The sequence below is a fragment of the Dyella kyungheensis genome (assembly GCF_016905005.1).
Classification (GTDB): domain Bacteria; phylum Pseudomonadota; class Gammaproteobacteria; order Xanthomonadales; family Rhodanobacteraceae; genus Dyella; species Dyella kyungheensis.
Genome location: NZ_JADIKC010000002.1, coordinates 110,286 through 134,636 on the forward strand (window position 1 = coordinate 110,286; position 24,351 = coordinate 134,636).

General features: G+C 64.5%; 23 protein-coding genes. 12 read left to right on the top strand and 11 right to left on the bottom strand.

Going from position 1 to position 24,351, the window contains the following annotated elements:
• Positions 1-162: 162 nt before the first annotated feature.
• Positions 163-2,016, top strand: coding sequence for an RNA polymerase sigma factor RpoD (gene rpoD, locus ISP20_RS03710; RefSeq protein ID WP_204634727.1), 1,854 nt, complete (start codon positions 163-165; stop codon positions 2,014-2,016).
• Between the two features lie 457 nt (positions 2,017-2,473).
• Here rpoD and ISP20_RS03715 read toward each other — a convergent pair whose 3' ends face one another.
• The 4 genes from ISP20_RS03715 to ftrA all read right to left on the bottom strand — a co-directional run bounded on the left by ISP20_RS03715 (position 2,474) and on the right by ftrA (position 6,775).
• Entirely contained in the window at positions 2,474-2,848 is a 375-nt protein-coding gene (locus tag ISP20_RS03715; RefSeq protein WP_204634728.1) for a nuclear transport factor 2 family protein, read from the bottom strand.
• 95 nt (positions 2,849-2,943) lie between these two features.
• A complete protein-coding gene (locus tag ISP20_RS03720) occupies positions 2,944-4,545 on the bottom strand; it encodes a S10 family peptidase (protein WP_204634729.1) in 1,602 nt (533 codons plus the stop codon).
• A gap of 348 nt (positions 4,546-4,893) precedes the next feature.
• Positions 4,894-5,751 carry an EamA/RhaT family transporter gene (locus tag ISP20_RS03725; RefSeq protein ID WP_204634730.1) on the bottom strand — a complete coding sequence of 286 codons (858 nt, stop codon included), beginning with the start codon at positions 5,749-5,751 and terminating at the stop codon, positions 4,894-4,896.
• A gap of 34 nt (positions 5,752-5,785) precedes the next feature.
• Positions 5,786-6,775, bottom strand: a complete 990-nt coding sequence (gene ftrA / locus ISP20_RS03730; protein WP_239535300.1) for a transcriptional regulator FtrA — start codon at positions 6,773-6,775, stop codon at positions 5,786-5,788.
• A 78-nt stretch (positions 6,776-6,853) separates the two neighbouring features.
• Between ftrA and ISP20_RS03735 the strand changes: the two genes are divergently transcribed.
• From ISP20_RS03735 to ISP20_RS03750, 4 genes are all read left to right on the top strand, one after another.
• Entirely contained in the window at positions 6,854-7,246 is a 393-nt protein-coding gene (locus ISP20_RS03735; RefSeq protein ID WP_204634731.1) for a rhodanese-like domain-containing protein, read from the top strand.
• A gap of 1 nt (position 7,247) precedes the next feature.
• Positions 7,248-7,712: a GNAT family N-acetyltransferase gene (locus ISP20_RS03740; protein WP_204634732.1), complete on the top strand. Its 465-nt coding sequence runs from the start codon at positions 7,248-7,250 to the stop codon at positions 7,710-7,712.
• Positions 7,713-7,766: 54 nt separating this feature from the next.
• Positions 7,767-8,072, top strand: a complete 306-nt coding sequence (locus ISP20_RS03745) for a DUF1272 domain-containing protein (RefSeq protein WP_204634733.1) — start codon at positions 7,767-7,769, stop codon at positions 8,070-8,072.
• A gap of 94 nt (positions 8,073-8,166) precedes the next feature.
• Positions 8,167-10,353 carry a sensor domain-containing diguanylate cyclase gene (locus ISP20_RS03750; RefSeq protein ID WP_204634734.1) on the top strand — a complete coding sequence of 729 codons (2,187 nt, stop codon included), beginning with the start codon at positions 8,167-8,169 and terminating at the stop codon, positions 10,351-10,353.
• A 3-nt stretch (positions 10,354-10,356) separates the two neighbouring features.
• Here ISP20_RS03750 and ISP20_RS03755 read toward each other — a convergent pair whose 3' ends face one another.
• Positions 10,357-11,688: an MFS transporter gene (locus ISP20_RS03755; RefSeq protein WP_204634735.1), complete on the bottom strand. Its 1,332-nt coding sequence runs from the start codon at positions 11,686-11,688 to the stop codon at positions 10,357-10,359.
• Between the two features lie 144 nt (positions 11,689-11,832).
• Here ISP20_RS03755 and cyoA point away from each other — a divergent pair, with 144 nt between their 5' ends.
• The 5 genes from cyoA to ISP20_RS03780 are packed head-to-tail and all read left to right on the top strand — an operon-like array spanning position 11,833 to position 16,655.
• Positions 11,833-12,810 (top strand): ubiquinol oxidase subunit II, encoded by a 978-nt coding sequence (cyoA, locus tag ISP20_RS03760; RefSeq protein ID WP_204634736.1) that lies wholly within the window; start codon positions 11,833-11,835, stop codon positions 12,808-12,810.
• Between the two features lie 46 nt (positions 12,811-12,856).
• Positions 12,857-14,830: a cytochrome o ubiquinol oxidase subunit I gene (gene cyoB / locus ISP20_RS03765; RefSeq protein WP_204634926.1), complete on the top strand. Its 1,974-nt coding sequence runs from the start codon at positions 12,857-12,859 to the stop codon at positions 14,828-14,830.
• Between the two features lies 1 nt (position 14,831).
• The gene (cyoC, locus tag ISP20_RS03770) at positions 14,832-15,464 is read left to right on the top strand and encodes a cytochrome o ubiquinol oxidase subunit III (RefSeq protein ID WP_425490767.1); all 633 of its coding nucleotides are present in this window, start codon (positions 14,832-14,834) and stop codon (positions 15,462-15,464) included.
• Positions 15,461-15,850, top strand: a complete 390-nt coding sequence (gene cyoD / locus ISP20_RS03775) for a cytochrome o ubiquinol oxidase subunit IV (RefSeq protein ID WP_204634737.1) — start codon at positions 15,461-15,463, stop codon at positions 15,848-15,850. Before cyoC ends, cyoD begins: the two co-directional genes overlap by 4 nt.
• Positions 15,851-15,884: 34 nt before the next feature.
• Positions 15,885-16,655, top strand: coding sequence for an SURF1 family protein (locus ISP20_RS03780; RefSeq protein ID WP_204634738.1), 771 nt, complete (start codon positions 15,885-15,887; stop codon positions 16,653-16,655).
• A 96-nt stretch (positions 16,656-16,751) separates the two neighbouring features.
• Here the strand turns inward: ISP20_RS03780 and ISP20_RS03785 are convergent, their stop codons facing one another.
• On the bottom strand, positions 16,752-17,285 hold the full coding sequence (locus ISP20_RS03785; RefSeq protein WP_204634739.1) for a DUF2501 domain-containing protein: 534 nt from the start codon (positions 17,283-17,285) through the stop codon (positions 16,752-16,754).
• Positions 17,286-17,444: 159 nt separating this feature from the next.
• Between ISP20_RS03785 and ISP20_RS03790 the strand changes: the two genes are divergently transcribed.
• Positions 17,445-17,810, top strand: coding sequence for a hypothetical protein (locus ISP20_RS03790; protein ID WP_204634740.1), 366 nt, complete (start codon positions 17,445-17,447; stop codon positions 17,808-17,810).
• Positions 17,811-17,849: 39 nt separating this feature from the next.
• On the opposite strand, the gene ISP20_RS03795 is transcribed toward ISP20_RS03790, so the two are convergent.
• The 5 genes from ISP20_RS03795 to zwf form a co-directional block, all read right to left on the bottom strand.
• Positions 17,850-18,377, bottom strand: coding sequence for a hypothetical protein (locus ISP20_RS03795; protein ID WP_204634741.1), 528 nt, complete (start codon positions 18,375-18,377; stop codon positions 17,850-17,852).
• A 74-nt stretch (positions 18,378-18,451) separates the two neighbouring features.
• Positions 18,452-19,093, bottom strand: a complete 642-nt coding sequence (locus ISP20_RS03800; RefSeq protein WP_204634742.1) for a bifunctional 4-hydroxy-2-oxoglutarate aldolase/2-dehydro-3-deoxy-phosphogluconate aldolase — start codon at positions 19,091-19,093, stop codon at positions 18,452-18,454.
• A gap of 37 nt (positions 19,094-19,130) precedes the next feature.
• On the bottom strand, positions 19,131-20,948 hold the full coding sequence (gene edd / locus ISP20_RS03805; RefSeq protein WP_204634743.1) for a phosphogluconate dehydratase: 1,818 nt from the start codon (positions 20,946-20,948) through the stop codon (positions 19,131-19,133).
• 70 nt (positions 20,949-21,018) lie between these two features.
• Complete coding sequence (gene pgl / locus ISP20_RS03810) at positions 21,019-21,732, bottom strand: 6-phosphogluconolactonase (RefSeq protein ID WP_204634744.1); 714 nt, start codon at positions 21,730-21,732, stop codon at positions 21,019-21,021.
• A 134-nt stretch (positions 21,733-21,866) separates the two neighbouring features.
• The gene (gene zwf / locus ISP20_RS03815) at positions 21,867-23,327 is read right to left on the bottom strand and encodes a glucose-6-phosphate dehydrogenase (RefSeq protein ID WP_204634745.1); all 1,461 of its coding nucleotides are present in this window, start codon (positions 23,325-23,327) and stop codon (positions 21,867-21,869) included.
• 221 nt (positions 23,328-23,548) lie between these two features.
• Here zwf and ISP20_RS03820 point away from each other — a divergent pair, with 221 nt between their 5' ends.
• Entirely contained in the window at positions 23,549-24,301 is a 753-nt protein-coding gene (locus tag ISP20_RS03820) for a GntR family transcriptional regulator (protein ID WP_204634746.1), read from the top strand.
• The last annotated feature ends 50 nt before the right edge of the window (positions 24,302-24,351 follow it).

Here is a 24,351-nt window from a genome sequence, read left to right on the forward strand (position 1 = left end):
CGATCACCCCGGCGCGCCTCGACCAACTGCGACAAAATCCCCGGAAGATGCCGATTTGGCGCGATTTTTGCGTGTCGGCACTGCCGAGTCTCTTCCTTGAAAACTGGTCAAAAAAGCATCACATAGGTATACTGATCGGTTCCTGCATACGCGGCGGTAGGTATGAATAGCAAAGCTCCTGAGCAACAGTCTGAAATCAAGGCGCTCATCTCCAAGGGTCTGGAGCAGGGCTACCTGACCTACGCCGAGATCAACGACCACCTGCCCGACGACATCGTCGATCCGGAGCAGATCGAAGACATCATGGCGGTGCTCAAGGGCGTCGGCATTGAAGTGCACGACGCCGCGCCGGATTCCGATCCGCTGTCGGACAACGCGCCTGGCGCATCCACCGACGATGAAGCTGCCGCCGAAGAAGCGGTCGCGTTGTTGTCGGCTGTCGATTCCGAAGTGGGCCGCACCACCGACCCGGTGCGCATGTACATGCGCGAGATGGGTACGGTCGAGCTGCTGACGCGCGAAGGCGAAATCGCCATCGCCAAGCGCATCGAGGAAGGCCTGGGCCAGGTGCAGACCGCGCTTGCCAGCTTCCCGCTGACCATCGAGCTGCTGCTCGAGGAATACGACCAGCATCTGGACGGCAAGCGCCGCCTGAGCGAAATCCTGGCCGGCTTCGCCGATCTGGAAGAAGCCGCCGACGCCGCCCAGGCTGCTGCGGCCGATGCCGAAGTGGACGAGTCCGAAGTCGAGGAAGACGACGACGTCGAAGGCGCCGAGGAAGAAGAGGCTGGCCCGACCGGTCCGGATCCGGAAGAGGTCAAGCGCCGCATGGAACTGCTGCGCGACTACTACGGCAAGTTCCAGAAGGCGGCCCCCAAGGCCACCGACATCAATGACAAGAAGGTCACCAAGCTGCGCGACCAGATGGCTGAGGAATTCCTCAAGCTCAAGCTGCCGTCCGCGCTGATCGACAGCTTCGTGCGCAAGCTGCGCGAAGTGGTGAACGACATCCGTCACCACGAGCGCGTGTTGATGGACATCTTCGTCAAGCACGTGAAGATGCCCAAGGCCGAGTTCCTCAAGGCGTTCCCCAGCAACGAGGGCAACCTCGAGTGGGCCAACGAGCTGGGCCGCAAGCGCCAGAAGTGGTCGCCGAACATCAAGGGTTACAAGGAAGCGATCGACGGCGAACAGGAAAAGCTCGCCTCCATCGAGCGCAAGCTGTTCCTGCCGCTGACCGACATCAAGGAAATCAACCGCACGATGTCGATCGGCGAGGCCAAGGCCCGCCGTGCCAAGAAGGAAATGGTCGAGGCGAACCTGCGCCTGGTCATCTCCATCGCCAAGAAGTACACCAACCGCGGCCTGCAGTTCCTCGACCTGATCCAGGAAGGCAACATCGGCCTGATGAAGGCGGTGGACAAGTTCGAATACCGCCGCGGCTACAAGTTCTCCACGTACGCCACGTGGTGGATTCGCCAGGCCATCACCCGCTCGATCGCCGACCAGGCGCGCACCATCCGTATCCCGGTGCACATGATCGAGACGATCAACAAGTTGAACCGCATTTCCCGCCAGATGCTGCAGCAGTTCGGCCGCGAGCCGACGCCCGAAGAGCTGGCCAAGGAAATGGACATGCCTGAGGACAAGATCCGCAAGGTGCTGAAGATCGCGAAGGAACCGATCTCGATGGAAACCCCGATCGGCGACGACGAGGATTCCCATCTGGGCGATTTCATCGAGGACACCAACGCGTCCTCGCCGATCGAGTCGGCCACCGAAACGGGCCTGATGGAAACCGTGCGCGACGTGCTCGCCGGCCTCACGCCGCGCGAAGCGAAGGTGCTGCGCATGCGCTTCGGCATCGACATGAACACGGATCACACGCTGGAAGAAGTCGGCAAGCAGTTCGACGTGACGCGTGAGCGCATCCGCCAGATCGAGGCCAAGGCGCTGCGCAAGCTGCGTCACCCGAGCCGCTCGGAGCAGCTGCGCTCGTTCCTCGACATCGACTGAGCACACGCTGGTGCAAGTTGCGAAGAGCCCCGCGAAAGCGGGGCTTTTTGTTTGGGGCGTGTGTCGGCCGCGAAGAAACCTTGTGGGAGCGCACTTGTGCGCGACGGGAGCGAAGCGGCGACGCGCTACGGCATGACCATGCGACGCGGTACATCGCCGCTCACCCGTCGCGCACAAGTGCGCTCCCACAGGGTTACCGCAGCCGGAGCGCGACCTCACCTACTCGCATCTTTAAAAAACTGCTCCCGCACGATTTTGTCGTCCTTGACGTGGTACATGCAGATCTCCTCAAGGCGCGTGTCGCTCGCGAAAACCTTGTGGGAGCGCACTGGTGCGCGACAGGAGCGAAGCGGCGACGCGCCGCGGCATGACCATGCGACCCGGTACATCGCCGCTCACCCGTCGCGCACCAGTGCGCTCCCACAAGTGATCGGATGCTGTTGCCGGTCGGGCGGCCTCACCCGCCCGCATCGTAGAAAAACTGCTCCTGCACGATCTTGTCGTCCTTGACGTGATACACGCAGATCTCCTGCATGTTCACGCGGCCGTATTCCTTCATGGTCACATCCAGCGTCATCACCACGCTGAACCAGTTGCCGGCGATCAGCGGTTCGCTGACTTCGACGCCGTGCATCTCCGTCACGCCCGCCTGGAAGCGCTTGCCCTTCTCGAGGATGGCGTCCAGGCCTTTGACGTTGCCGAGCGGACCTTGGGCCATGCCTTCCGGCTCGATGCTTACGGCGTCCTTGGCGTACAACTCGTGCTGCGCTTCCTCGAACTGGCCGTGGCGGCACATGGCCACCAGGCGCTTGGCGACGGATTCGGTACTCATGACGAAATCTCCGGCTGGCGAGGCCCGCGAGCGTAACGCCGGCTGCGGCAGCCGGATGTGAAGGTGCGCCGTTGCGGCGCACCTTCACGCTACCATCAATGCTTGCTGACGTTGTCGGTTTCGGAGATGAAGTTCGCCACGTTGTCGTGCAGCTTCTTCAACGAATCCTCGTGTGCGTAGACCATGTGGCCCGACGGGTACCACGCATAGGAGATGTTCTTCTCCAGGTTCGCGGGGATCGGCATGTGGTGCATCTCGTAATCGGCCGCGAAGTAGGGCGTGGCCAGATCGTAGTAGCCGCCGTTGAGCGAGACGCGCAAGTTCGGATTGGTCTTCATCGCGGTGGCGAGATCGGGCATCACGTTAGTCGACTGCTGCAGCGACTCGGTGGCACCGGGCGCCTTGTGCGAGAAGTCCCAGTGATCGATATCCGCGAACAGGCGATAGGTCTGGTTTTCGCCGAACTTCAGCTGGCGGCGTACGTAGTCGTTGAACGCGGCCACATAGGCCGAGCTGATCGCCGAGGACTGCGGATCGTAGTCGGACGACTTGCTCAGCGGATCGATCGACGGGCCGGAGAAGCGGCTGTCCAGGCGGCCGGTGGTGAGATCGCCGTCGGCCTGCAGCTCGTGCTCGAACATGCCGCCGTCGACACGCAGGTTGGCCTTCAGCAGATAGGCCACCGGCAGGCCGGTGTACTGGTGCAGCTTCTGCGCCACCGCCTGCTTGCGCGCATCGTCCAGGCGCGAGCCGGCCATCAATGCCGAGGCGTAGTCGGTCAGGGCGTACTGTTCCACTTCATGCAGGAACGGCTCGAGCGCGGCGGGCTGCTGCGGCAGCTTGTGGTGATAGTAGGCCGTGGCTGCGAACGTCGGCAGCCCGACCACGTACGGCAGATCCACGCCCGGATTGTTGGCCGGACCATCGATGCTGCTGTCGAAATTGAGGATCTGCGACAGCAGGATCACGCCGTTGAGGTCGACGCTGTTCTCGTTCTCCAGGATGTTCGCCACCACCGCCGAACGTGTGGTGCCGTAGCTCTCGCCGAACAGGTATTTGGGCGAGTTCCAACGGTTGTACTGCGAGAGGAACTGGGTGATGAACTGCGCGAACGCGTGACCGTCGCCATCGACGCTGTAGACGGTCTTCTTGCGATCCTTCATCTGCTCGTCGCGCTTGCCCTTGTCAGCATCGTCGGCAAGCAGGCGGCTAAAACCTGCGCCCGGCGCGTCGATGAACACCAGGTCGGTGGCGTCGAGCAGGCTGTAATCGTTGTTCACCAGGCCATACGGTGCGGCGGGCGTGTGCGCATCGTCGCTGGTCACCACGCGCTTGGGCCCGAACGCGCCCATGTGCAACCACACCGTGGCCGAGCCCGGCCCGCCGTTGTAGACGAAGGTGATCGGCCGCTTGCCCGGCTCCACGCCCTTCTTGAAGTACGCCGCATAGAACATGCTCACCTGCGGCTCGTTCTCCTTGTCGCCACTGCCGTGCAGCACCAGCGTGCCTGCCACCGCCTTGTAGTCGATGCTCTTGCCTTCCACCTTCACCGTGCCCGACGTCTCCGACGACTGCGGCTTCAACATCGCGGCATCCGGCTTGTCGTCCGGCTTGTCCTTGTCCTTCTTGTCGGCCGCATGGACCGCCGTACCGAGCAACAGCGTGGCGAGCGCCACAGCGAGGGGAAGCTTGCGCATAAAGGTGAACCTCTGAACGAGCGCGACAGCGCGACGCTCCAGCTTAGGTGCCAGGGCAGGTCGGTTTCATACGCCAGAAGTCATTGGCGGAGGGGTTCGGAGCGAGCCACCCCTTCCCGCAAGTCCCTTCGGTGGCTTCACAGAGGAACCCTCTCCCTGGCGGGGAGAGTGAGAAGTGAAGTACATCGGGCCGGGCTGGCTGTTGTGGGAGCGCACTTGTGCGCGACAAGCCACGCTTGGGTGTATCGCTCCGTCGGCTTGTCGCGCACAAGTGCGCTCCCACAGAAAAGCAGACACGTTCCGGTGGACCCGCCCCTCACCCCGACAGGGGGAGGGAGCAAGAGCGCGTCACCCCCAGGCGATCACGCCAATCGCCCCCAACGCCAACGCCACACCCACCCCATTGATCCAACTCAAGCGCTCGCGGAACGCCATGGTGCCGACCACCGCACCCAGCGCCACCACGCCGAGATTCATGCTCGCGAACACCAGCGACGGATGATCCGGCAACGCCTGGTGCCCGCGCACGTAGAACACGATATTGCCGAAGTTCGCCAGGCCGAGCAGCAGGCCCGCCATCGCATCGCGCAACGTGAAGAACGTGCGGTCGTGCCAGCGGCGCCACAGCAAAATCAGCAGCGACACCACCAGCGCCAGTGCGAACATCGCCTGCAGCGACGCCGCGAACGGCGTACCAGCCGCGGCCACCCGCTTGAACAGGATATCGATGGCACCAAAGCCGGCGAACACCACCAGCGGCCACAACCAGCCCGGTTCGCCATGTCGCTCGCTCGCGGGCCCAACGCGCCACACCATGCAGGCCAGCGCGACCAGGCCAAGCGCAATGCCGGCACCCTTGCCGACGCTCAGCGTTTCGCCAAACAACAGGAACGCCGCCACCAGCGAAATGAGCAGCGACAGGCGCTGCGCCGCATCGGTGCGCACGATGCCCGCGCTGCTCACCGAGGCGGCGAGCGCAAGAAAGATCAGCGGCAACAACAGACCCAGACCGATGAAGCCAAGCCACGGTGCCTGGCTGCTCGACAGCACCGATAGCGACGGGCGGAACACCAACGCGGTCAGCGCGCTGGTCGCCACATAGTTCCAGGCAATGGCCTGCCCCACGTCGATCGACAACCGGCGGGACAGCTTCAGCAGCACCGACACCAGCACGCTGCAGACCACGCTCAGCAACACGTAAATCATGGGTAATCCTTGTGGGTGGCCGTGCTGCGAGTACTTATCGCTGGAGAGCGAATCGCTCGCGGTAGCGCGCCGGGCTCAGCTGCAGATGCTGCCGGAAATGGTGCCGTAGCGTATCCGTACTGCCGAATCCGCACACCTCCGCCACGCGCTCCACGCCCATGTCGCTGCCTTCCAGCAGTTCGCGCGCGCGGCCAAGGCGTTCGTGGGTCAGCCATTGCTTGGGCGAACAGCCGGTGGCTTCTTCGAAGCGTCGCAACAACGTGCGTTCGCTCATGCGGGCGCGCTCGGCCAGCACGGACACCGGCAGCGGCTGGTCCAGGTGGCGGCGCATCCAGTCCAGCAGCTTGCCCAGGCCATCGCCTTGCGCGGGCATCGGCGACTGGATGAACTGCGCCTGCCCGCCATCGCGATGCGCCGGCACCACGGCGCGGCGCGCCACGCTGTTGGCCACTTCCGGGCCGAAGTCGCGGCGGATCAGGTGCAGCGAGAGATCCAGCGCCGCGGCACTGCCGGCCGAGGTAAGCAACTGGCCTTCGTCGACGTAGAGCACATCCGGTTCGATCCGGATGCGCGGATAGCGTTGCGCCAGCGCCTCCGCATAGCGCCAATGCGTGGTGGCGCGACGGCCATCCAGCAATCCGGTGGCAGCGAGCACGAACACGCCCGAGCAGTACGAGAGCAGCCGCGCGCCGCGTTCATGCGCCGCGCGCAGTGCCTGCAGCAGCGCTGCGAGCGGTGCCGCATCGATGCCGCGCCAACCGGGCACGATGATGGTGCCGGCGGCAGCGAGCTGCTCGAGGCCGCCCTCCGCCATCACCCGCATGCCGCCCGCCGCCCGCATCGGGCCGCGATCCACGGCGCACAGCCCGAACTCGTACCACTGGGCCAGCTCGGGCCGTGGCAAGCCGAACATTTCGACAGCGATGCCGAACTCGAACGTGCACAAGCCGTCGTAGACCAGGGCTGCCACCCGACGGTTGGGCGGCCCGGATGGACGTCCGGATCGTTTTGGCGGTTTCTTCATGGTGACTGTCATTCTTGCCAATGTCGGCGAACCGCGCCAGTGCCGATACTGGCGCCGTGTTTCCACCGGAGTGAACCCATGAGCAGTGTGGTGCAACGTGTTTCCGCCGCGACCAGCGATGACGCGCTGGCGCATTTCCAGGCCCGGCTCGGCTTCGAAACCGACTGTGCGGACGTCTATTACGCGACCAACCATGAAACCAAGGATTTCGTGCTGCTCGACGTGCGCACGCCCACGATGTATGCGGCAGGCCATGTACCGGGCGCGCTCAACATGCCCACGCGCACGATCAGCGAACAGCGTCTGCTGGACTATCCGGCCGACACGCTGTTCGTGGTGTATTGCGCCGGTCCGCATTGCAACGGCGCCAACAAGGCGGCGGTGAAGCTCGCCCAGCTGGGGCGGCCGGTGAAGGAGATGATCGGCGGCCTCACCGGCTGGATCGACGAAGGTTTCGGCCTCGATCGCTGACATGCCGCACGACGTCGCGATTGTCTGCGCCACGCGCAGCCACGTGCCCGCGCTGATGTCGATCTGCGCGGAGCATGCGGCGTTCGAACGACTGCCGCATGCTCCCGCTGTCCGCGCCGAGGTGCTGGCGGATGCGCTGCACGGCTCGCCGCCGCAGCTTTACGCCTGGCTCGCCTGCATCGGCGAGGCGCTGGTGGGCTATGCCAGCGCCACGCAGGACTTCTCCACGCTCGATCGCAACACGTATCTGCACATGGATTGCCTCTATGTGCGCGCCGCTTGGCGCAACCGGGCCATCGGCCAGCAGCTGTGGAACGCCGTGCTGGACCAGGCGACCTCGCTGGGCTGCGCTGCCGTCCAGTGGCAGACACCGTCCTGGAACGACGGCGCCGCCCGGTTCTATCGAAGGCTTGGCGCAAGCGAATCTGCCAAGCTGCGTTACGTGTTGCCGCTGAGCGGCGCATGACGCCGCATGATGGCGGCGTGTCATGCTTTCCCACAACCACCGCGGGGAGACCCCATGCTGGAACTTCGACCAAGCTGCGAGCATTGCAACAAGCCGCTGCCGCCGGCATCCACGGATGCCATGATCTGTTCCTTCGAATGCACCTTCTGCCGCGATTGCGTCGCCTTGCTGCAGGACGTGTGCCCCAATTGCGGCGGCGGTTTCACGCCTCGGCCGGTGCGGCCCGCGCGGGACTGGAAGAACCGGAACACCGTATCGCAGCATCCTGCGACCACGCAGGTGACCCATCGGCCCGTGGACCTGGCCGCCCACGCAGCGCTGGTGGCGCGAGTGAACGGGCGGGTCCCCGCCGAACGCTGAGGCAGGCGATTCGCGCCGGCACGACAGATCGTTGACGTGGCCCCGCTTAAAGATGGCACGGGGCGTGCTTACCGCTTGCACGTTTCCTTCCGTCATGGTCATGCCCGAAGCACAGCCGCGCCGCCACGCCCTGCTGGCCCTCTTCGCCGAGGCGGCCGGTCTTTTTGCTGCGGTGCTGGTCACCGTCAGCTATTCGTTGCTGCTCGCCCGGCATACCGGCAGCGTATTGACCCTGTGGATCCCCAACGGCATCGTGCTCGGCGCACTGCTCAGCGTACCGCGGCAGAAATGGCCGGCGTACCTGATCGCCGCGTTCCTCGGTTTCATGGCAGGACAGGCCATCGGCCACGGCGGCGTGCTCGGCAGCGGCTTTGCCTTGCCATTGGCGCTCGGCCTGAGCAATGGCGTGGAAATCCTGATCGTGGCGGCGGTGGTGCGCCATGTCTTCCCGCGCATCGCCAAGGACACGCGCTTCCTCTTGCTCGGTCGCATCGCGCTGGGCTCGGGTCTGGTGGCATGCATGGCCTCTGCGCTGCTGGCCGCCACGGTGCTGCGCGCCGCCAACGGGCAGCCGTTCTGGACCACGGCGGACTGGTGGTTCCGCGGGCATCTGCTGGGCCTGGTCATCGCGGCCACGCTGACCCTGGTGGCGCTGCTGCAGCGCCGCCGCATGCTGGGACTGCCAGGGCAGCGCCTGTTGCTGTTGCGCGATATCGTCGGGCTGGCGCTCGTCACCGTCGCGGTGTTCTTCCAGGCGCGCTACCCGTTGTTGTTCGTGGTGTTCGCGCCCTTGTTGTATGTCGTGTTCCATCACCGCTTTCCAGGGCTGGTCCTGGGCATCGCCATCATTGCGCTGGTGACGAGCATCGCCACCGCACTGGGCACCGGTCCGTTCCAGTTGATCGTGCCCGCCACGCCGGAACGGCAGGCCATGCTGGCGCAGATCTTCCTTGGCGTGCTCTGCATCACGGCGCTGCCGGTGGCGCTGGCCTTGGCCGATCGTCGGCGACTGGGCCGTCGCGTGACCGAAAGCGAGAGCCGTTACCGCCTGCTGGCCGACTATGCGAGCGACCTGGTGATGCGCATCGCGCGCGACGGTACACGGCGCTATGTGTCGCCCTCGGTGAAGGACCTGCTGGGCTGGGAAGTGGGCGATTTCATGGACTATCGCTCCGAGCTGATCCATCCCGACGACCGTGAACGGGTCGCCGCCGCTGCGGAAGAGCTGTGGAACAGCGGCAAGCCGTCGCTGACGCAATACCGCCTGCAACGCCGCTCCGGCGATTACATCTGGATCGAGGCGCTGGTGCGCATCGCGCCCAGCCCCGATCGTCCGGGCGAGATGGAATTGATCTATACCGGGCGCGACATCACCGAAGCCATGCAGGCCGAGCGTGCGCTCGCGGACAGCGAGAAGCGCCTGCGCACCATCACCGACAACGTGCCCGCGGTGATCGCCCACATCGATGCCAACGAGCGCTATACCTTCGTCAACGGTTACGTGCGCGAAGTGGCCGGCCAAACGCCCGAGGAGATGGTCGGCAAGACCGTCGCGGAGATTCGCGGCCCCGTGCTCTACGCCTCGCTCAAGCCGCATATCGAACGGGTGCTGCGTGGAGAAACCGAGATCTTCGAATACGAAGCGGAGTACGGCGGCCGTCACCATTATTTCCAGACGACCTATCTTCCCGCGACGACCGGCACCGGACAGCAGAGCGGCTTCTACGCACTGACCACCGAGATAACGCGCATCAAGCAGGCCGAGCAGCAGCTGAGCTATCTCGCCCATTACGACGTGCTTACCGGCATCGCCAATCGCCGCTTCTTCAGCGAAGGCATCAACGCGGCCGTGCGGCATGCCTCGATGGCAAACTCGCCGCTGCTGGTGATGCTGATCGACATCGACCACTTCAAGCAGATCAACGACAGCTACGGCCACGCCACCGGCGATGCCGTGCTGGCGGAAATCGCCACGCGGCTCAAGAGCTCGATCCGCAAGACCGATCTGCTCGCGCGCCTGGGCGGCGATGAATTCGTGGTGCTGTGCGACGACATCGCCAGCCACGAGATCGCCGAAACACTGGCACAGAAGATCACCCGCGCCATGGAAATGCCCATCGCCGTCGGTGCGCATACGCTCACGGTCACCTTGAGCGTGGGCGCGGCGCTGTGCCGCAACGCGGGCTCGGTCGACGCCTTGATGCAGCGCGCCGACGAAGCGCTCTACCGCGCCAAGGAACGCGGCAGGGCCTGCTACGAACTCTCGGTCACGGGCGTCTGAGCGCTATTCGCGTGTTGCCAGTGCGCGATTCACGCGCAGCGCGAGCAAGGTGCACACCACGCCGGAGAGCAGATAGGCACTCACGGCGCCCAGGCCAAAACGCATCGACAAGCCCAGTGCCACCAGCGGCGCAAAGGCCGCGCCGATCAGCCAGGCGAAGTCGGTAGTCAAGGCGGCGCCCGCGTAGCGCAGGCGCACCTCGAAATTGGAGGTCACGCTGCCGGCCGCCTGTCCGTACGAAAAACCAAGCAACAGGAAGCCCACGATGATGAAGGCATCCTGCAATTCCTTGCCGCCATCCAGCATCCAGGGCGCAGCCAGCGCGAACAGGCCGATCAGCCCTGCCGCCACGCCCAGCGTGGTGCGCCGGCCGATGTGGTCCGCGACATAGCCCGACATCACGATGCCGAAGATGCCCGCCACGCCGCCGAAGATCTGGATCAACAGCACGGAATCCACCGCCTGCGTCGACTTCAGCACGATCCACGACAGCGGGAAGATCGTCACCAGGTGGAACAGCGCATAGCTCGCCAATGCGGCGAACGCGCCAATGAAGATGTTGTAGCCCTGCGTGCGCAGGATCTCGGTGATGCCGATCGGTTCCAGTTCGCGTTCTTCCATGGCGACGGTGTATTCCTCGGTCACCACCAGGCGCAGCCGCGCGAACAACGCCACCACGTTGATGGCGAATGCCACGAAGAACGGATAACGCCAACCCCAGTCGATGAAGTCTTTTTCATCCAGGCTGGAGTGCAGGAACAGGAACAGCGCACTGGCCACGATGAAGCCGATCGGCGCACTCAACTGGCCCAGCATGGCGTACCAACCGCGGCGCTCCGGCGGCGTGTTGAGCGCCAGCAGCGAGGGCAGACCGTCCCACGAGCCGCCCTGGGCGATGCCTTGCAACAGGCGAAACAGGATCAGCAGTCCGATCGCCCAATTGCCGATCTGCCGGTAGCTCGGCAGAAACGCGATGCCTGCGGTAGCGCTGCCCAGCAGGAACAGCGCGATGGTGAGCTTGGTGCCGCGACTCCAGCGTCGCTGGAAGCCCATGAACAAGGCGGTGCCGAACGGGCGCGCGATGAAGGCCAGTGAAAAGACCGTGAAAGCGTAAAGAATGCCATCCAGCGCACTGGCGAACGGAAACAGCACCGCGGGAAACACCAGCACGCAAGAAATACCGAACACGAAGAAGTCGAACTGTTCGGAGGTGCGGCCAATGATCACACCGATGGCGATCTCGCCGGGCGCCACCTTGGCGCGCGCATGCAGGCGTCCAATGTCTTCCGCCGTGGTGCCCGGAGTGCTGCCGTGATCAGGGAAGGTGCTTGACATAGTCATTACTCATAAAGAAGGAGTATGTCGCGGCCGTACTATGGCACCGCCACGCCTCTCGCGTCACGGGGAACATTTTCCTGTTTCCGTTTCGCGCCGAAGGGCGTACCGTTTTCCACATTGGTTGCGCCGTCGGTCATGCCTATGAAGCTGCTGCGTGGACTGCTCGTCTGTGTCGTCTTCCTGCTCGCGGGTTGCCAGACCGTATTGATGGCGCCATCCGGCGACCTCGCGGTGCAGCAACGCGACCTGATCATCACTTCGACGCTGTTGATGCTGTTGATCATCGTGCCGGTCATCGTGCTGACGTTGTTCTTCGCCTGGCATTTCCGCGCATCCAACAAGAAGGCTCACTACGATCCCGAATGGGATCACTCCACCATTCTCGAACTGCTGATCTGGGCTGCACCGCTGCTCATCATCATTGCACTGGGCGCGATCACCTGGGTCAGCACGCACAAGCTCGATCCCTATCGCCAACTCGAACGCATCGCCGCCAACCGGCCGGTACCGGCCGATGTGCGGCCCTTGCAGATCAACGTGGTCGCGCTCGACTGGAAGTGGCTGTTCATATACCCGGAACAAGGCATTGCCACCGTGAACGAACTGGCCGCGCCGGTGGACCGGCCGATCCAGTTCAAGATCACGGCGTCCACGGTCATGAACTCGTTCTTCATACCCGCGCTGGCCGGCCAGATCTACGCCATGCCGGGGATGGAGACGCAACTGCAGGCGGTGATCAACGCACCCGGCGAATTCCAGGGGTTCTCGGCCAACTACAGCGGGCAAGGCTTCTCGGGCATGCACTTCCTCTTCCACGGCGTCACCGAGCAAGGCTTTGCGCAATGGGTGCAGAAGGCCAAGGCCAGCGGCGGCGATCTCAATCGTGATGCCTATGTGAAGTTGGCTGCGCCCAGCGAGAACGATCCGGTGACGTACTACGCCACGGTGGCGCCAGGGCTTTATCGCGCCATCCTTACGCGCTGCCTGGATCCGGAGAACCCATCGTGCATGACGCGCATGGACCTGAGTCCGCACGACAGCGGCGATTCCGGCGCCATGCTCCGATCCGGTCAGGCCAACGGCATGGCGGCCTCGGCAACCCATCCTCACTCCGACTGATCCGGTGGTGTCCACGATGCTTTCCCATCCCGACCTTGCCAAGCTGATCTTCGGTCGACTGACGCTGGAAGCGTTGCCGCTGCACGTGCCGATCGTGATGTGGACATTCGTGGTGGTGGCGCTGGGCGCGATCGCGCTGCTGGGTGCCGTCACCTACTACAAGCTGTGGGGTTACCTGTGGCACGAATGGTTCACCAGCATCGATCACAAGAAGATCGGCATCATGTACATGATCCTGGGCTTCGTGATGCTGCTGCGCGGCTTCTCCGACGCGATCATGATGCGCGGCCAGCAGGCGGTGTCGTTCGGTGCCTCGCAGGGCTATCTGCCACCTGAGCACTACGACCAGATCTTTACCGCGCACGGCGTGATCATGATCTTCTTCGTCGCCATGCCGATGGTGACGGGGCTGATGAACTTCGTGATGCCGTTGCAGATCGGCGCTCGCGACGTGGCGTTTCCCTTCCTCAACAATTTCAGTTTCTGGATGACCGTGGCCGGCGCGATGCTGGTGATGACCTCGCTGTTCGTGGGCGAGTTCGCCCGTACCGGCTGGCTGGCCTATCCGCCGCTGTCGGACATCATGTCGAGCCCCGATGCGGGCGTCGACTACTATATCTGGGCACTGCAGATCGCCGGCGTGGGAACCCTGTTATCGGGCATCAACCTGCTGGTGACCATCGTGAAGATGCGTGCGCCGGGCATGACGCTGATGAAGATGCCGGTGTTCACCTGGACCGCGCTGTGCACCAACGTGCTGATCGTGGCCGCGTTCCCGGTACTCACCGCCGTACTGGCCATGCTGGCGCTGGACCGTTACGCCGGCACCAACTTCTTCACCACCGAGCTTGGCGGCAACGCCATGATGTACGTGAACCTGATCTGGATCTGGGGCCACCCGGAGGTCTACATCCTGATCCTGCCGGCGTTCGGCATCTTCTCGGAAGTGACCGCCACCTTCAGCCGCAAGCCGCTGTTCGGTTATGCCTCGATGGTCTACGCCACGGTGGTGATCACGGTGCTGTCGTACCTGGTGTGGCTGCACCACTTCTTCACCATGGGTTCGGGCGCCAGCGTCAATTCGTTCTTCGGCATCACCACCATGATCATCTCGATCCCCACGGGGGCGAAGATCTTCAACTGGTTGTTCACGATGTATCGCGGCCGGGTCGAGTTCGAGCTGCCGATGATGTGGACGGTGGCGTTCATGGTCACCTTCGTGATCGGCGGCATGACCGGCGTGCTGCTGGCGGTGCCGCCGGCGGACTTCTCGCTGCACAACAGCCTGTTCCTGATCGCGCATTTCCATAACGTGATCATCGGCGGCGTGCTATTCGGGCTATTTGCCGGCATCACCTACTGGTTTCCGAAAGCGTTCGGTTTCCGGCTCGATCCGTTCTGGGGCAAGTGTTCGTTCTGGCTGTGGGTGTCGGGCTTCTATTTCGCCTTCATGCCGCTCTACATGCTGGGCCTGATGGGCGTGACGCGCCGCCTCAGCCACTTCGAGGATTCCTCACTGCAGATCTGGTTCCTGATCGCGGCATTCGGCGCCTTCCTGATCGCGCTGGGCATCGCCTGCAACATCATCCAGTTCGTGGTGAGCTTCAAGAACCGCGAGGCACTGCGCGACGTCACCGGCGATCCGTGGGGTGGACGCACGCTGGAATGGTCCACCTCGTCGCCGCCGCCGAAGTACAACTTCGCCTTTACGCCACGCATCCACGACCACGATGCCTGGTGGATGATGAAGAAGTATCACTGGCAGCGGCCGCTGAGCGGCTACCTGCCGATCCACATGCCGCACAACACCGGCGCCGGCTTCTTCATGGCCGTGCTGAGCTTCGTGCTCGGTTTCGCCATGATCTGGTACATGTGGCTGCTGGCGATCGTGGCGTTCGTCGCGCTGCTGGTGGTGGCGATCGGACACACGTTCAACTACGACCGCGAGTACTACATCCCGGCCGATGAAGTCGGCCGCATCGAACAGTCCCGCACGGATCTACTGGCCAGCCATGTCTGATATGACCACCTCCATGACACCGGGCAGCGGCGGCCGTACGGAGCAGCTGCTGTTCCACGAGTCCACCGATCACCACCCGGCCAACGGCACGCTGTTGGGTTTCTGGGTCTACCTGATGAGCGACTGCCTCATCTTCGCCTGCCTGTTTGCCGCCTACGGTGTGCTCGGACGCGAATACGCCGGCGGACCCACCGCGCAGGAAGTGCTGGAGTTGCCGGCGGTCGCGGTGAACACGACGTTGCTGCTGCTTTCGTCGATCACCTACGGTTTTGCCGTGCTGGCGATGCAGCGCAACCGGCAGAACCCGATGCTGGTCTGGCTGGTGATCACCGGCTTGCTGGGCGCGGGCTTCATCACGCTGGAACTGCGCGAGTTTGCGCACCTCATCTCGATCGGCGCGGGGCCGCAGCGCAGCGCCTTCCTTTCCTCGTTCTTCACCCTGGTGGGTACGCACGGCCTGCACGTGACCTGCGGCCTGATCTGGATGGTGGTGTTGATCACCCAGGTGCTGAAGAAAGGCCTGATTACCGCCAACAAGCGGCGCCTGTTGTGCCTGTCGATGTTCTGGCACTTCCTGGACGTGGTGTGGGTGGGCGTCTTCAGCTTCGTCTATCTGATGGGAGTGCTGCCATGAGCGCGCATGACGAACTGCACGCCCACGACGACGGTCACGGTCACGACGACGATCTGGGCATCCACGCCACCCTCAGTGGCTACATGACGGGCTTCGTATTGTCGGTGATCCTCACCGTCATTCCGTTCTGGCTGGTGATGGGCCATGTGATCACCAAGTCGAGCACCGCGGCCGTGATCATCCTGGCGCTGGCCGCCGTGCAGATCGTGGTGCACATGATCTACTTCCTGCACATGAACGCGAAATCGGAAGGCGGCTGGAACATGTTGGCGCTGGTGTTTACCATCGTGCTGGTCGTCATCACGCTGAGCGGGTCGATCTGGATCATGTATCACCTCAACAGCAACATGATGCCGTCGATGATGGATCCGTCGAACCTGCCCTGACGATCCGCGTTCAACCTTCGCCGTGTGAATCCCGATGAGTGTTGCTGAAGAACCGGGCCGCCCGCCGCGCGGCCCCGTGGCGCTGGCCTTGCTGACCCTGCTTGGCGTGGTGTTGTTCGCCGGTTTTGTCGCATTGGGTACCTGGCAGGTCTATCGCCTCGGCTGGAAGCGCGAGCTGATCGCGCGGGTGGACGCGCGCGCGCATGCGCTGCCGTCGCCGGCGCCAGCCCGGGCGCAATGGCGAGATCTCACGGCACAGTCGTCGGAATACAGCCACGTCGCACTGCGCGGCACGTTCGCGCACGACCAGCAGACGCTGGTGTGGGCGTCCACGGATCTCGGCAGCGGCTATTGGGTCGTCACACCGCTACGCCAGGCCGACGGTTCCGTCGTGCTGGTCAATCGCGGCTTCGTGCTCACCGATTGGTGCGGCATCAGCGGCCGCTGCGAGCGTGGCCCCCAAGGTGAGGTCGACCTGACTGGCCTGCTGCGCATGAGCGAGCAGGGCAACTTCATTCGGCACAACGATCCCGCGCGCGACAGCTGGTATACGCGCGACGTTTCGGGGATCGCCGCGAAGCGCGGGCTCCGTGACGTCGCACCGTATTTCGTCGACGAGGACGCCGCACCCGGAAGTCTGGCCGCCGGCCAACGCACATGGCCGCAGGGCGGGCTCACGGTGATCGCCTTTCCCAACAACCATCTCAGCTATCTGATCACCTGGTATGTGCTGGCTTTGATGGTGTTGGCGGCGGGCGTGTATGTGGCGCGGGACGAGCTGCGCTTGCGTCGCCACAACCCATAATCTGTGGGAGCGCACCCTGTGCGCGACAGCCGTGCCTCTCTATGCAACGCAGCGCCTGTCGCGCACAGGGTGCGCTCCCACAGTGATTGCATGCACTTACATCTTCAGGAACGACTTGCCCTGCTTGAGCACGGTATCGCACACCTTGGTGGTGATCTGCGACTTCAAGTCGCTGGAGCCGCCGCCCACGCTGTTCAAATCCACGCTCTGGCCGCTGCTGCCCTGCAGGATGCCCTTGGCGCCGCTCAGATAGCCCGGATCGTTGGTCCCGCTGCCCGTGCTGGCCATGCTGCTCGACGACTTCTTCTTGCTGCCGGTGAGCTGGCCGAGCATGTCGCTGGTACTGGAGCCGCTGCTATTGCTGGACGAGTTGGAGGCCGAACCGCCGCCCAGCTTGCCCATCAGCTGGTTCTGGATGCCCGAGGCGCCGGAGTCGCCACCGAGATAATTGTTCTTCACGCAGTACTGGAGCAGGCCCGCCACGTTGCCCATGCTGCCGGATGTCATGGAGCCGCCGCCGGGAATCATGCCGCCGAGCTTGCCCAGGTCCTGTGCGCCCGCCGTGCTGCAAGCCAGGCCCAGGGCGATGGCCATGCAGGCCGTACCGATGCTGCCGATGCGCTTGTTCATGTGTATCCCTCCGTCAGGTGCGGGCATTCAACACCTCGCGCCGTTACGACCGCGTAAGCGGAGTGCAGGGATGGTACGTTTCCTACAAGGACTTGCACCAAAGCCTTGCCCACCTACCATGGGCACGACAGCTCCCATCCCACCCACGGAAGACGCTCGATGAAACGATATGTGGTTCTTGCCATGACGGTAACGCTGCTGGCCGGTTGCGCCAGCGCCGGCAGCCTGCGCAATTCCAAGCCCACCGCCTCGTATGCGGGGCCGGGTAGCGCGGCCGACATCGCCTCGTGCATTTCCGGCGCCTGGGGCAGCAAGCCGGTGCACCTGGAGTCGTACGTGCTCTACACCGGCACCACCATCGAGATCCATCAGACCGAGAACGGCCCTGCCGTGGCGCTGGTGGACATCAAACCGGTGAGCGACCACACGGTGGCCACGTACTACTCGAACTTCGACGAAGACGACACCTGGTATTTCCAGCAGGTGCAGGAATGCGTCGACAAGACGCCGGCTCCCGCGCCGTAACGGGTAAACCGTGGCCCGGCTTGCACGGGCCACGGCGCATCAGAGGTTGCTGAAAACCGCCGACAGCGACGGCCCCAGGCTGTCATGCGGAGCGCGAAGCACCGCTACGGAGTAACCCGCACCGCCGGTCAGCGCACGCTCGAACTTGAAGCCGGTGTCGGTTGGAATGACGGTCTGAGCCCCCTGCAGCGCGGCATCGACCCGCGAGAACTGACTCGTCGTAAGCACCACCTGCGCGATCGTACGCGCACGCGCCATCCATCCCTGATCGGTGCGGCCTTCATCGTTCACCACCCAGAGGCGCGCAGCGATCATCGGCGTCATGCATCCGATGGTGCCCACCCGGAGCACATCACCGTTGCGGTACAACACGGTCGCCCGCAGCCCAGCCGGATCGAGCATCACGGATTGCACATCCGCTTCGGACTTCAAGCGCTCGATGTCCATCTCAAGCTTGCGCACGGGACATGCCGTGATGGCGTCGTCGGGCTCCGCGGCGTGCGCGTCTGCGACGAAAGACATCAGTGAGCCGCACAACAACCAGCCAACTGCCTTGCCGATGCGCATTCCGCCCCTCCGGAATATGGGATGGGCGCACTGTGCCATGGGCATCTGGGCCACGCCAGATACCCTGCAGGCACTCAGCGTAGTGCGGCCGCTTCGCGCGCCAGCAACTCGATACCAGCCCAATCGCCGGCATGCAGTTTGTCGGCGGGGGTAAGCCATGAACCGCCGACGCAGACAACATTGGATAACGAAAGAAAGTCGGGTGCACTGCTCAGGCTGATGCCGCCGGTGGGGCAGAATTTCACCTGCGGCAGCGGGCTGGCCCAGGCGCCGAGCAGCTTGTGCCCGCCGACCGGCACGGCGGGGAAGAGTTTGAGGAAGCGATAACCGCGCTCGAGCAGGGTCATCACTTCGCTGGCGGTAGCAGCGCCGGGTAGCAGCGGCAGTTCGCTGTCGTCAGCCGCATCCAGCAAGCCCGGCGACACGCCGGGCGATACGGCGAACTTCGCGCCAGCCTTGTGCGCGGCGCGCAGGTCCTTGGCGCTGAGCACGGTGCCCACGCCGACCACCGCGCCTTCCACTTCCTCGGCGATCGCCTTGATCGCATCCAGCGCAGCCGGCGTGCGCAGCGTGACTTCGATCGCGGGAATGCCGCCGGCCACCAGGGCGCGCGCCATCGGCACCGCCTGGCGGGCGTCGTCGATGATCACCACGGGGACCACCGGCGCGAGGCGCAGCGTGGATTCGACCTGCTTCTGCTTGTTTTCGATGCTCATGGCTTTCCGTACGTATCGAGGTGGATAAGGCGCGGCGTCAAAAAACGCCGGCGCCGAGATCGGCGGTGGTGGCGTTGCGGCGGAACATGCCGAACAGTTCGCGGCCCAAGCCGAACTGGTGCGCGGACAAGTCCGCCGTGGCCGGCACGCGCGCTTCGAAATCGGCAGCCTCCACCAGCACGTCCAGGCGACCGTGCACGGCATCCAGGCGCACGATGTCGCCGTCGCGAATGCGCGAGATCGGTCCGTTCGCCTGCGCTTCCGGCGTCACATGGATGGCCGCCGGCACGCGTCCCGACGCGCCCGACATGCGGCCGTCGGTGAGCAGGGCGATGCGATGGCCGCGGTCCTGCAGCACCGAGAGCGTGGGCGTGAGCTTGTGCAGCTCGGGCATGCCGTTGGCCTGCGGACCCTGGAAGCGCACCACCGCGACGAAATCGCGATTGAGCTCGCCGCGCTCGAAGGCCTTGCGCACGTCGTCCTGGTCGTGGAACACGATAGCCGGCGCTTCGATCACGAGGCGGTCGTCCGGCACCGAAGAAACCTTGATCACCGCGCGGCCGAGATTGCCGTCCAGCATGCGCAGGCCGCCGTCGGCGCGGAACGGTTCCGCCGCGCCGCGCAGCACGCCGCGGTTGCCGCTTTCCTTGGACACCGGGGTCCATGCCAGCGCGCCGTGTTCGTCGATATGCGGCACCGCCGTATAGCCGTCCATGCCCGTGCCGAACACGGTGTGCACGTCGGCATGCAGCAGGCCATGGCTCAGCAGCTGGTCGATCAGGAAGGCCATGCCGCCGGCCTCGTGGAACTGGTTCACGTCGGCATAGCCGTTCGGATAGACGCGTGCCAGCAGCGGAACCACCGAGGACAGCGCATCGAAATCGTCCCAGCGCAGTTCGATGCCCGCGGCGCGTGCGATCGCCACCAGATGCAACAGGTGATTGGTGGAACCGCCGGTGGCATGCAGCCCGATCACGCCGTTGATGATGGCGCGTTCGTCGATGATGTGTCCGACCGGCAGATACGACGAACCCGGTGCGCCCAACTCGGCCACGCGATGCACGGCTTCGCGCGTGAGCGCATCGCGCAGCGGCGTTTCCGGCGCCACGAAGCTGGAGCCGGGCAGGTGCAGGCCCATGATCTCCATCAGCATCTGGTTGGAGTTGGCGGTGCCGTAGAAGGTGCAGGTGCCCGCCGTGTGATACGACGCAGCTTCCGCCTCCAGCAATTCGGCCTTGGTCGCCTTGCCTTCGGCATAGGCCTGGCGCACCTTCGATTTCTGTTCGTTGCTGATACCGCTGGGCATCGGGCCGCTGGGCACGAAGATGCCGGGCAGGTGGCCAAAGCTCAGCGCGCCGATCAACAGGCCCGGCACGATCTTGTCGCAGATGCCCAGGTACAAGGCGCCGTCGAACATGTCGTGCGACAGCGAGACGGCCGTGGCCATGGCGATGAGATCGCGCGAAAACAGCGACATCTCCATGCCGGCCCGGCCCTGGGTGATGCCGTCGCACATCGCCGGCACGCCACCGGCCATCTGCGCGGTGATGCCCGCTTCGCGCGCCACGTTGCGGATCAGCTCCGGATAACGCTCGTACGGCTGATGCGCCGAAAGCATGTCGTTATAGGCGTTGATGATGGCGAGGTTGGGCGTGTGGCCTTCGCGCAGGCGTTCCTTGTCGGTCGGGCCGCAGGCCGCAAAACCGTGCGCGAGATTGCCGCAGGAAAGGCGCTCGCGATGGACGCCGTTGCCTTTGGCGGCGTCGATGCGTCGCAGATAGTCGACACGCGAGTCGCGGCTGCGCTCACGCAGGCGTTCGGTGACTTCGACGAGGACGGGGTGCAGCACAGTCATGTTCGAACTCCGGAAGCATCAGGCGATGCGCCGGTCAGCGCATCGATTCATCGGTGAAGCCGCGGATGCCTCAAGGGCACCAGTACACGGCAACCGGCACGCGCTGCTGGGTCAGCACCGAGCGCACGGGAAAGTTCGCGGCCTCGCCCAGGGCCAGCCGCGCGTCGGCCAGCAGCTGTCGCTTGGCCTCGCCTTCGATGTGCAGATACAACGCACGCGTGTCGAGCAGCGCCGACAAGGTGAAGGTGATGCGCGGTTCGCCGGCACCGGCCGCACGCATCGGCAGGACGCGCGCGGTGTTGTTGAGGTCGAGCGCTTCGGGCAGACGATCGCCTTCGGGAAAGAACGATGCGGTGTGCCCGTCGTTGCCCATGCCCAGGATCACCGCGTCGAACGGCAGCTCGAGCGAGGCCACGCGTGCACGCACCGCGGCAAGACCCGCCTCGGGCGTGGGCGCATCGCTGTAGAGCGGCACGAACTGCGCCTGGCTCGCCTCGTGCTGCAGCAACATGGCCTTGACCATCGCGGCATTGGAACGCTCGTTGCTCTCGGGCACCCAGCGCTCGTCCACCAGCGTCACCTGCACCTTCGACCAGTCCAGCGTCTGGCGCGACAACGCCTCGAAGAAGTGTTTCGGCGTGCTGCCGCCGGAAACGGCGAGCAGTGCATGGCCGCGCTCGGTGACGGCGTTGCGCAGGCGACCGGCGATGCGTTCGGCCAATGCACGGGCAAGCGCATGGCAGTCGGTGAAACTGTGGCTGGTGACGTCGAGGGTGTCAGGCATGATGGATAGGCAGCGGCGGCTTCGCGGAAACACACGCGTCGCGAAAAGATGAGACGGGCGGGCAGTCTAGGAACCGTTCCGCGATGCACAGGTGAAGCACCCGTGCATCGCTTTCGACCAAACCGAACGACGGCTTATTCACTGTCCTCGTTCCAGGTGCGGCCATCGCGCTCGATCAGCGCCACGGCAGCACTCGGACCCCAGGTACCCGAGGTATACGGACGCGGCGCTTCGCCGCTGTCCGCCCACGCACCGAGGATGGGATCGGCCCAGCGCCATGCCGCTTCCACTTCATCGCGGCGCATGAACAGCGTGGGATTGCCGCGCACCACGTCGAGCAGCAGGCGCTCGTACGCATCGGGCTGCTGCACGCCGAACGCTTCGGCAAAACTCATGTCCAGCGGCACATGGCGCAGGCGCAGGCCGCCGGGACCCGGATGCTTGATGGTGAGCCACAGCTTGATGTCTTCGTCCGGCTGCAGACGCAGCACCAGGCGGTTTTGCGCGAGCGGGCCGGCCGACGGATCGAAGATGGAGTGCGGCACGGCCTTGAACACCACCGTGATCTCCGACACGCGCTCGGGCAGACGCTTGCCGGTGCGCAGATAGAACGGCACGCCGGCCCAGCGCCAGTTGGCGATCTCGGCCTTCACCGCCACGAAGGTCTCGGTGTTGGACTTGTGGTCCTTCAGCTCGTCGAGATAACCCGGCACGGCCTGGCCTTCGGCGGAGCCGGCGCGATACTGGCCGCGCACGGTGAGCTGGGCGGCATTGCTTTCATTGATCGGCTTGAGCGAACGCAGCACCTTGAGCTTCTCGTCGCGCACCGCGTCGGGCGCGAGCGAGGATGGCGGCTCCATCGCCAGCATGCACAGCAGCTGCAGGATATGGTTCTGCACCATGTCGCGCAGCGCGCCGGCATGGTCGTAATAGCCCGCGCGCTGGCCCACGCCCAGCGTTTCGGCCACGGTGATCTGCACGTGGTCGATGTGCTCGGCATTCCACAGCGGTTCGAACAGCGCATTGCCGAAGCGCAACGCGAGCAGGTTCTGCACCGTTTCCTTGCCGAGGTAATGATCGATGCGGAACGTCTGCGACTCCTCGAAGAAGCGGCCGACGTCGTCGTTGATCTGGTTGGCGCTCTTGAGGTCGTGGCCGATGGGCTTTTCCAGCACCACGCGCGACTTGCCCTTGTTGAGGTCGTACTTGCCCAGGCGGTTGCAGATGTCGACGAACAGGTCGGGCGAGGTGGACAGGTAGAACACGCGGATACGCTCCGCGTCCTTGCCCATCAGCTGGGCGAAATCGTCCCAGCCGTCGTCCTTGCGGGCATCGAGCGAGCGGTAGCCGACCAGCTTGAGAAAGTCTTCGACCTTGCCGTTGCCGTCCTTCTTCAGGACGCTGCGCAGGTTGTCCCGGTAGCCTTCGTCGTCGAGGCCTTCGCGGGCGATGCCGATGATGCGGCTGCCGGCGGGGATCTGGCCGTCCGCGTAACGGTGGTACAGCGCTGGCAGCAGCTTGCGCAGGGCAAGGTCGCCGGTGCCGCCGAAAATCACCAGGTCGAAGATCTCGACCGGCTGGGAAGAAGCAGTCACTTCAGTCACCTCGAGGCGATGCGGGGAACGGGTGTGTGGCATGCATACCACGCACCTGGCCCGCAGATCGTACCAGTGACATACCAGACAACACCAGTTCCCCGGCGACACCCGGTGAACCCGCGCTGGGCAAGGATTCGCCAGCAAAATTGGTACCACGCGCAAGGCCGCGAAAAAACACCTGATTGCCACATTGGTATGGTCATTGGTATCGTTCCGGTATGGAAACCGCCCTCGTCAACGAATACCGCCGGCTCAGCCGCGACCCCGCCACCAGCCAGCCGCTGGCGTATCTGCGCCTGCGCCGGGCCATCCGCAACGTGGTCGAACACCGCGATATCGAGCCGGGTCAGGCGTTGCCCAGCGAGCGCGATCTCTCACGCCTGTTGCAGCTTTCACGCGTCACCGTGCGCAAGGCCATCTCGGGCCTGGTCGAGGAAGGCCTGCTCAACCAGCGCCATGGCGCCGGCACCTTCGTGGCGGAACGCATCATCAAGCCGATGTCGCGCCTCACCAGCTTCACCGAGGACTTGCGTGCGCGTGGCCTCAATCCGCGCTCCGAGTTTTCCGAACGCATCATTGGCGAAGTGACGCCGGAAGAATCGATGGCGCTCAACCTCTCGCCGGGCGTGCTGGTGGCGCGCCTGCACCGCGTGCGTTACGCCAAGGAAGAGCCGCTGGCGATCGAACGCAGCGTGGTGCCCGCCAGCATCCTGCCCGATCCGACCATCGTGCAGGACTCGCTGTACGAAGTGCTCGAAGCGCTGGGCGCCCGTCCGCGCCGCGCATTGCAACGCCTGCGCGCGGTCTCGCTGGGCGCGCAGCAGGCACGCCTGCTGCACGTGCCAGCGGGCAGTGCCGGCCTCAATATCGAACGCCGCAGCTTCCTCGACGACGGCCGCGTGGTGGAGTTCACCACCTCGTGGTATCGCGGCGACATCTACGACTTCGTGGCGGAATTGCAGACCGACTGAGGTTGCCTGTCGCACGAGCTACGGCGTTACCGTGACGATGCGGTGAAACG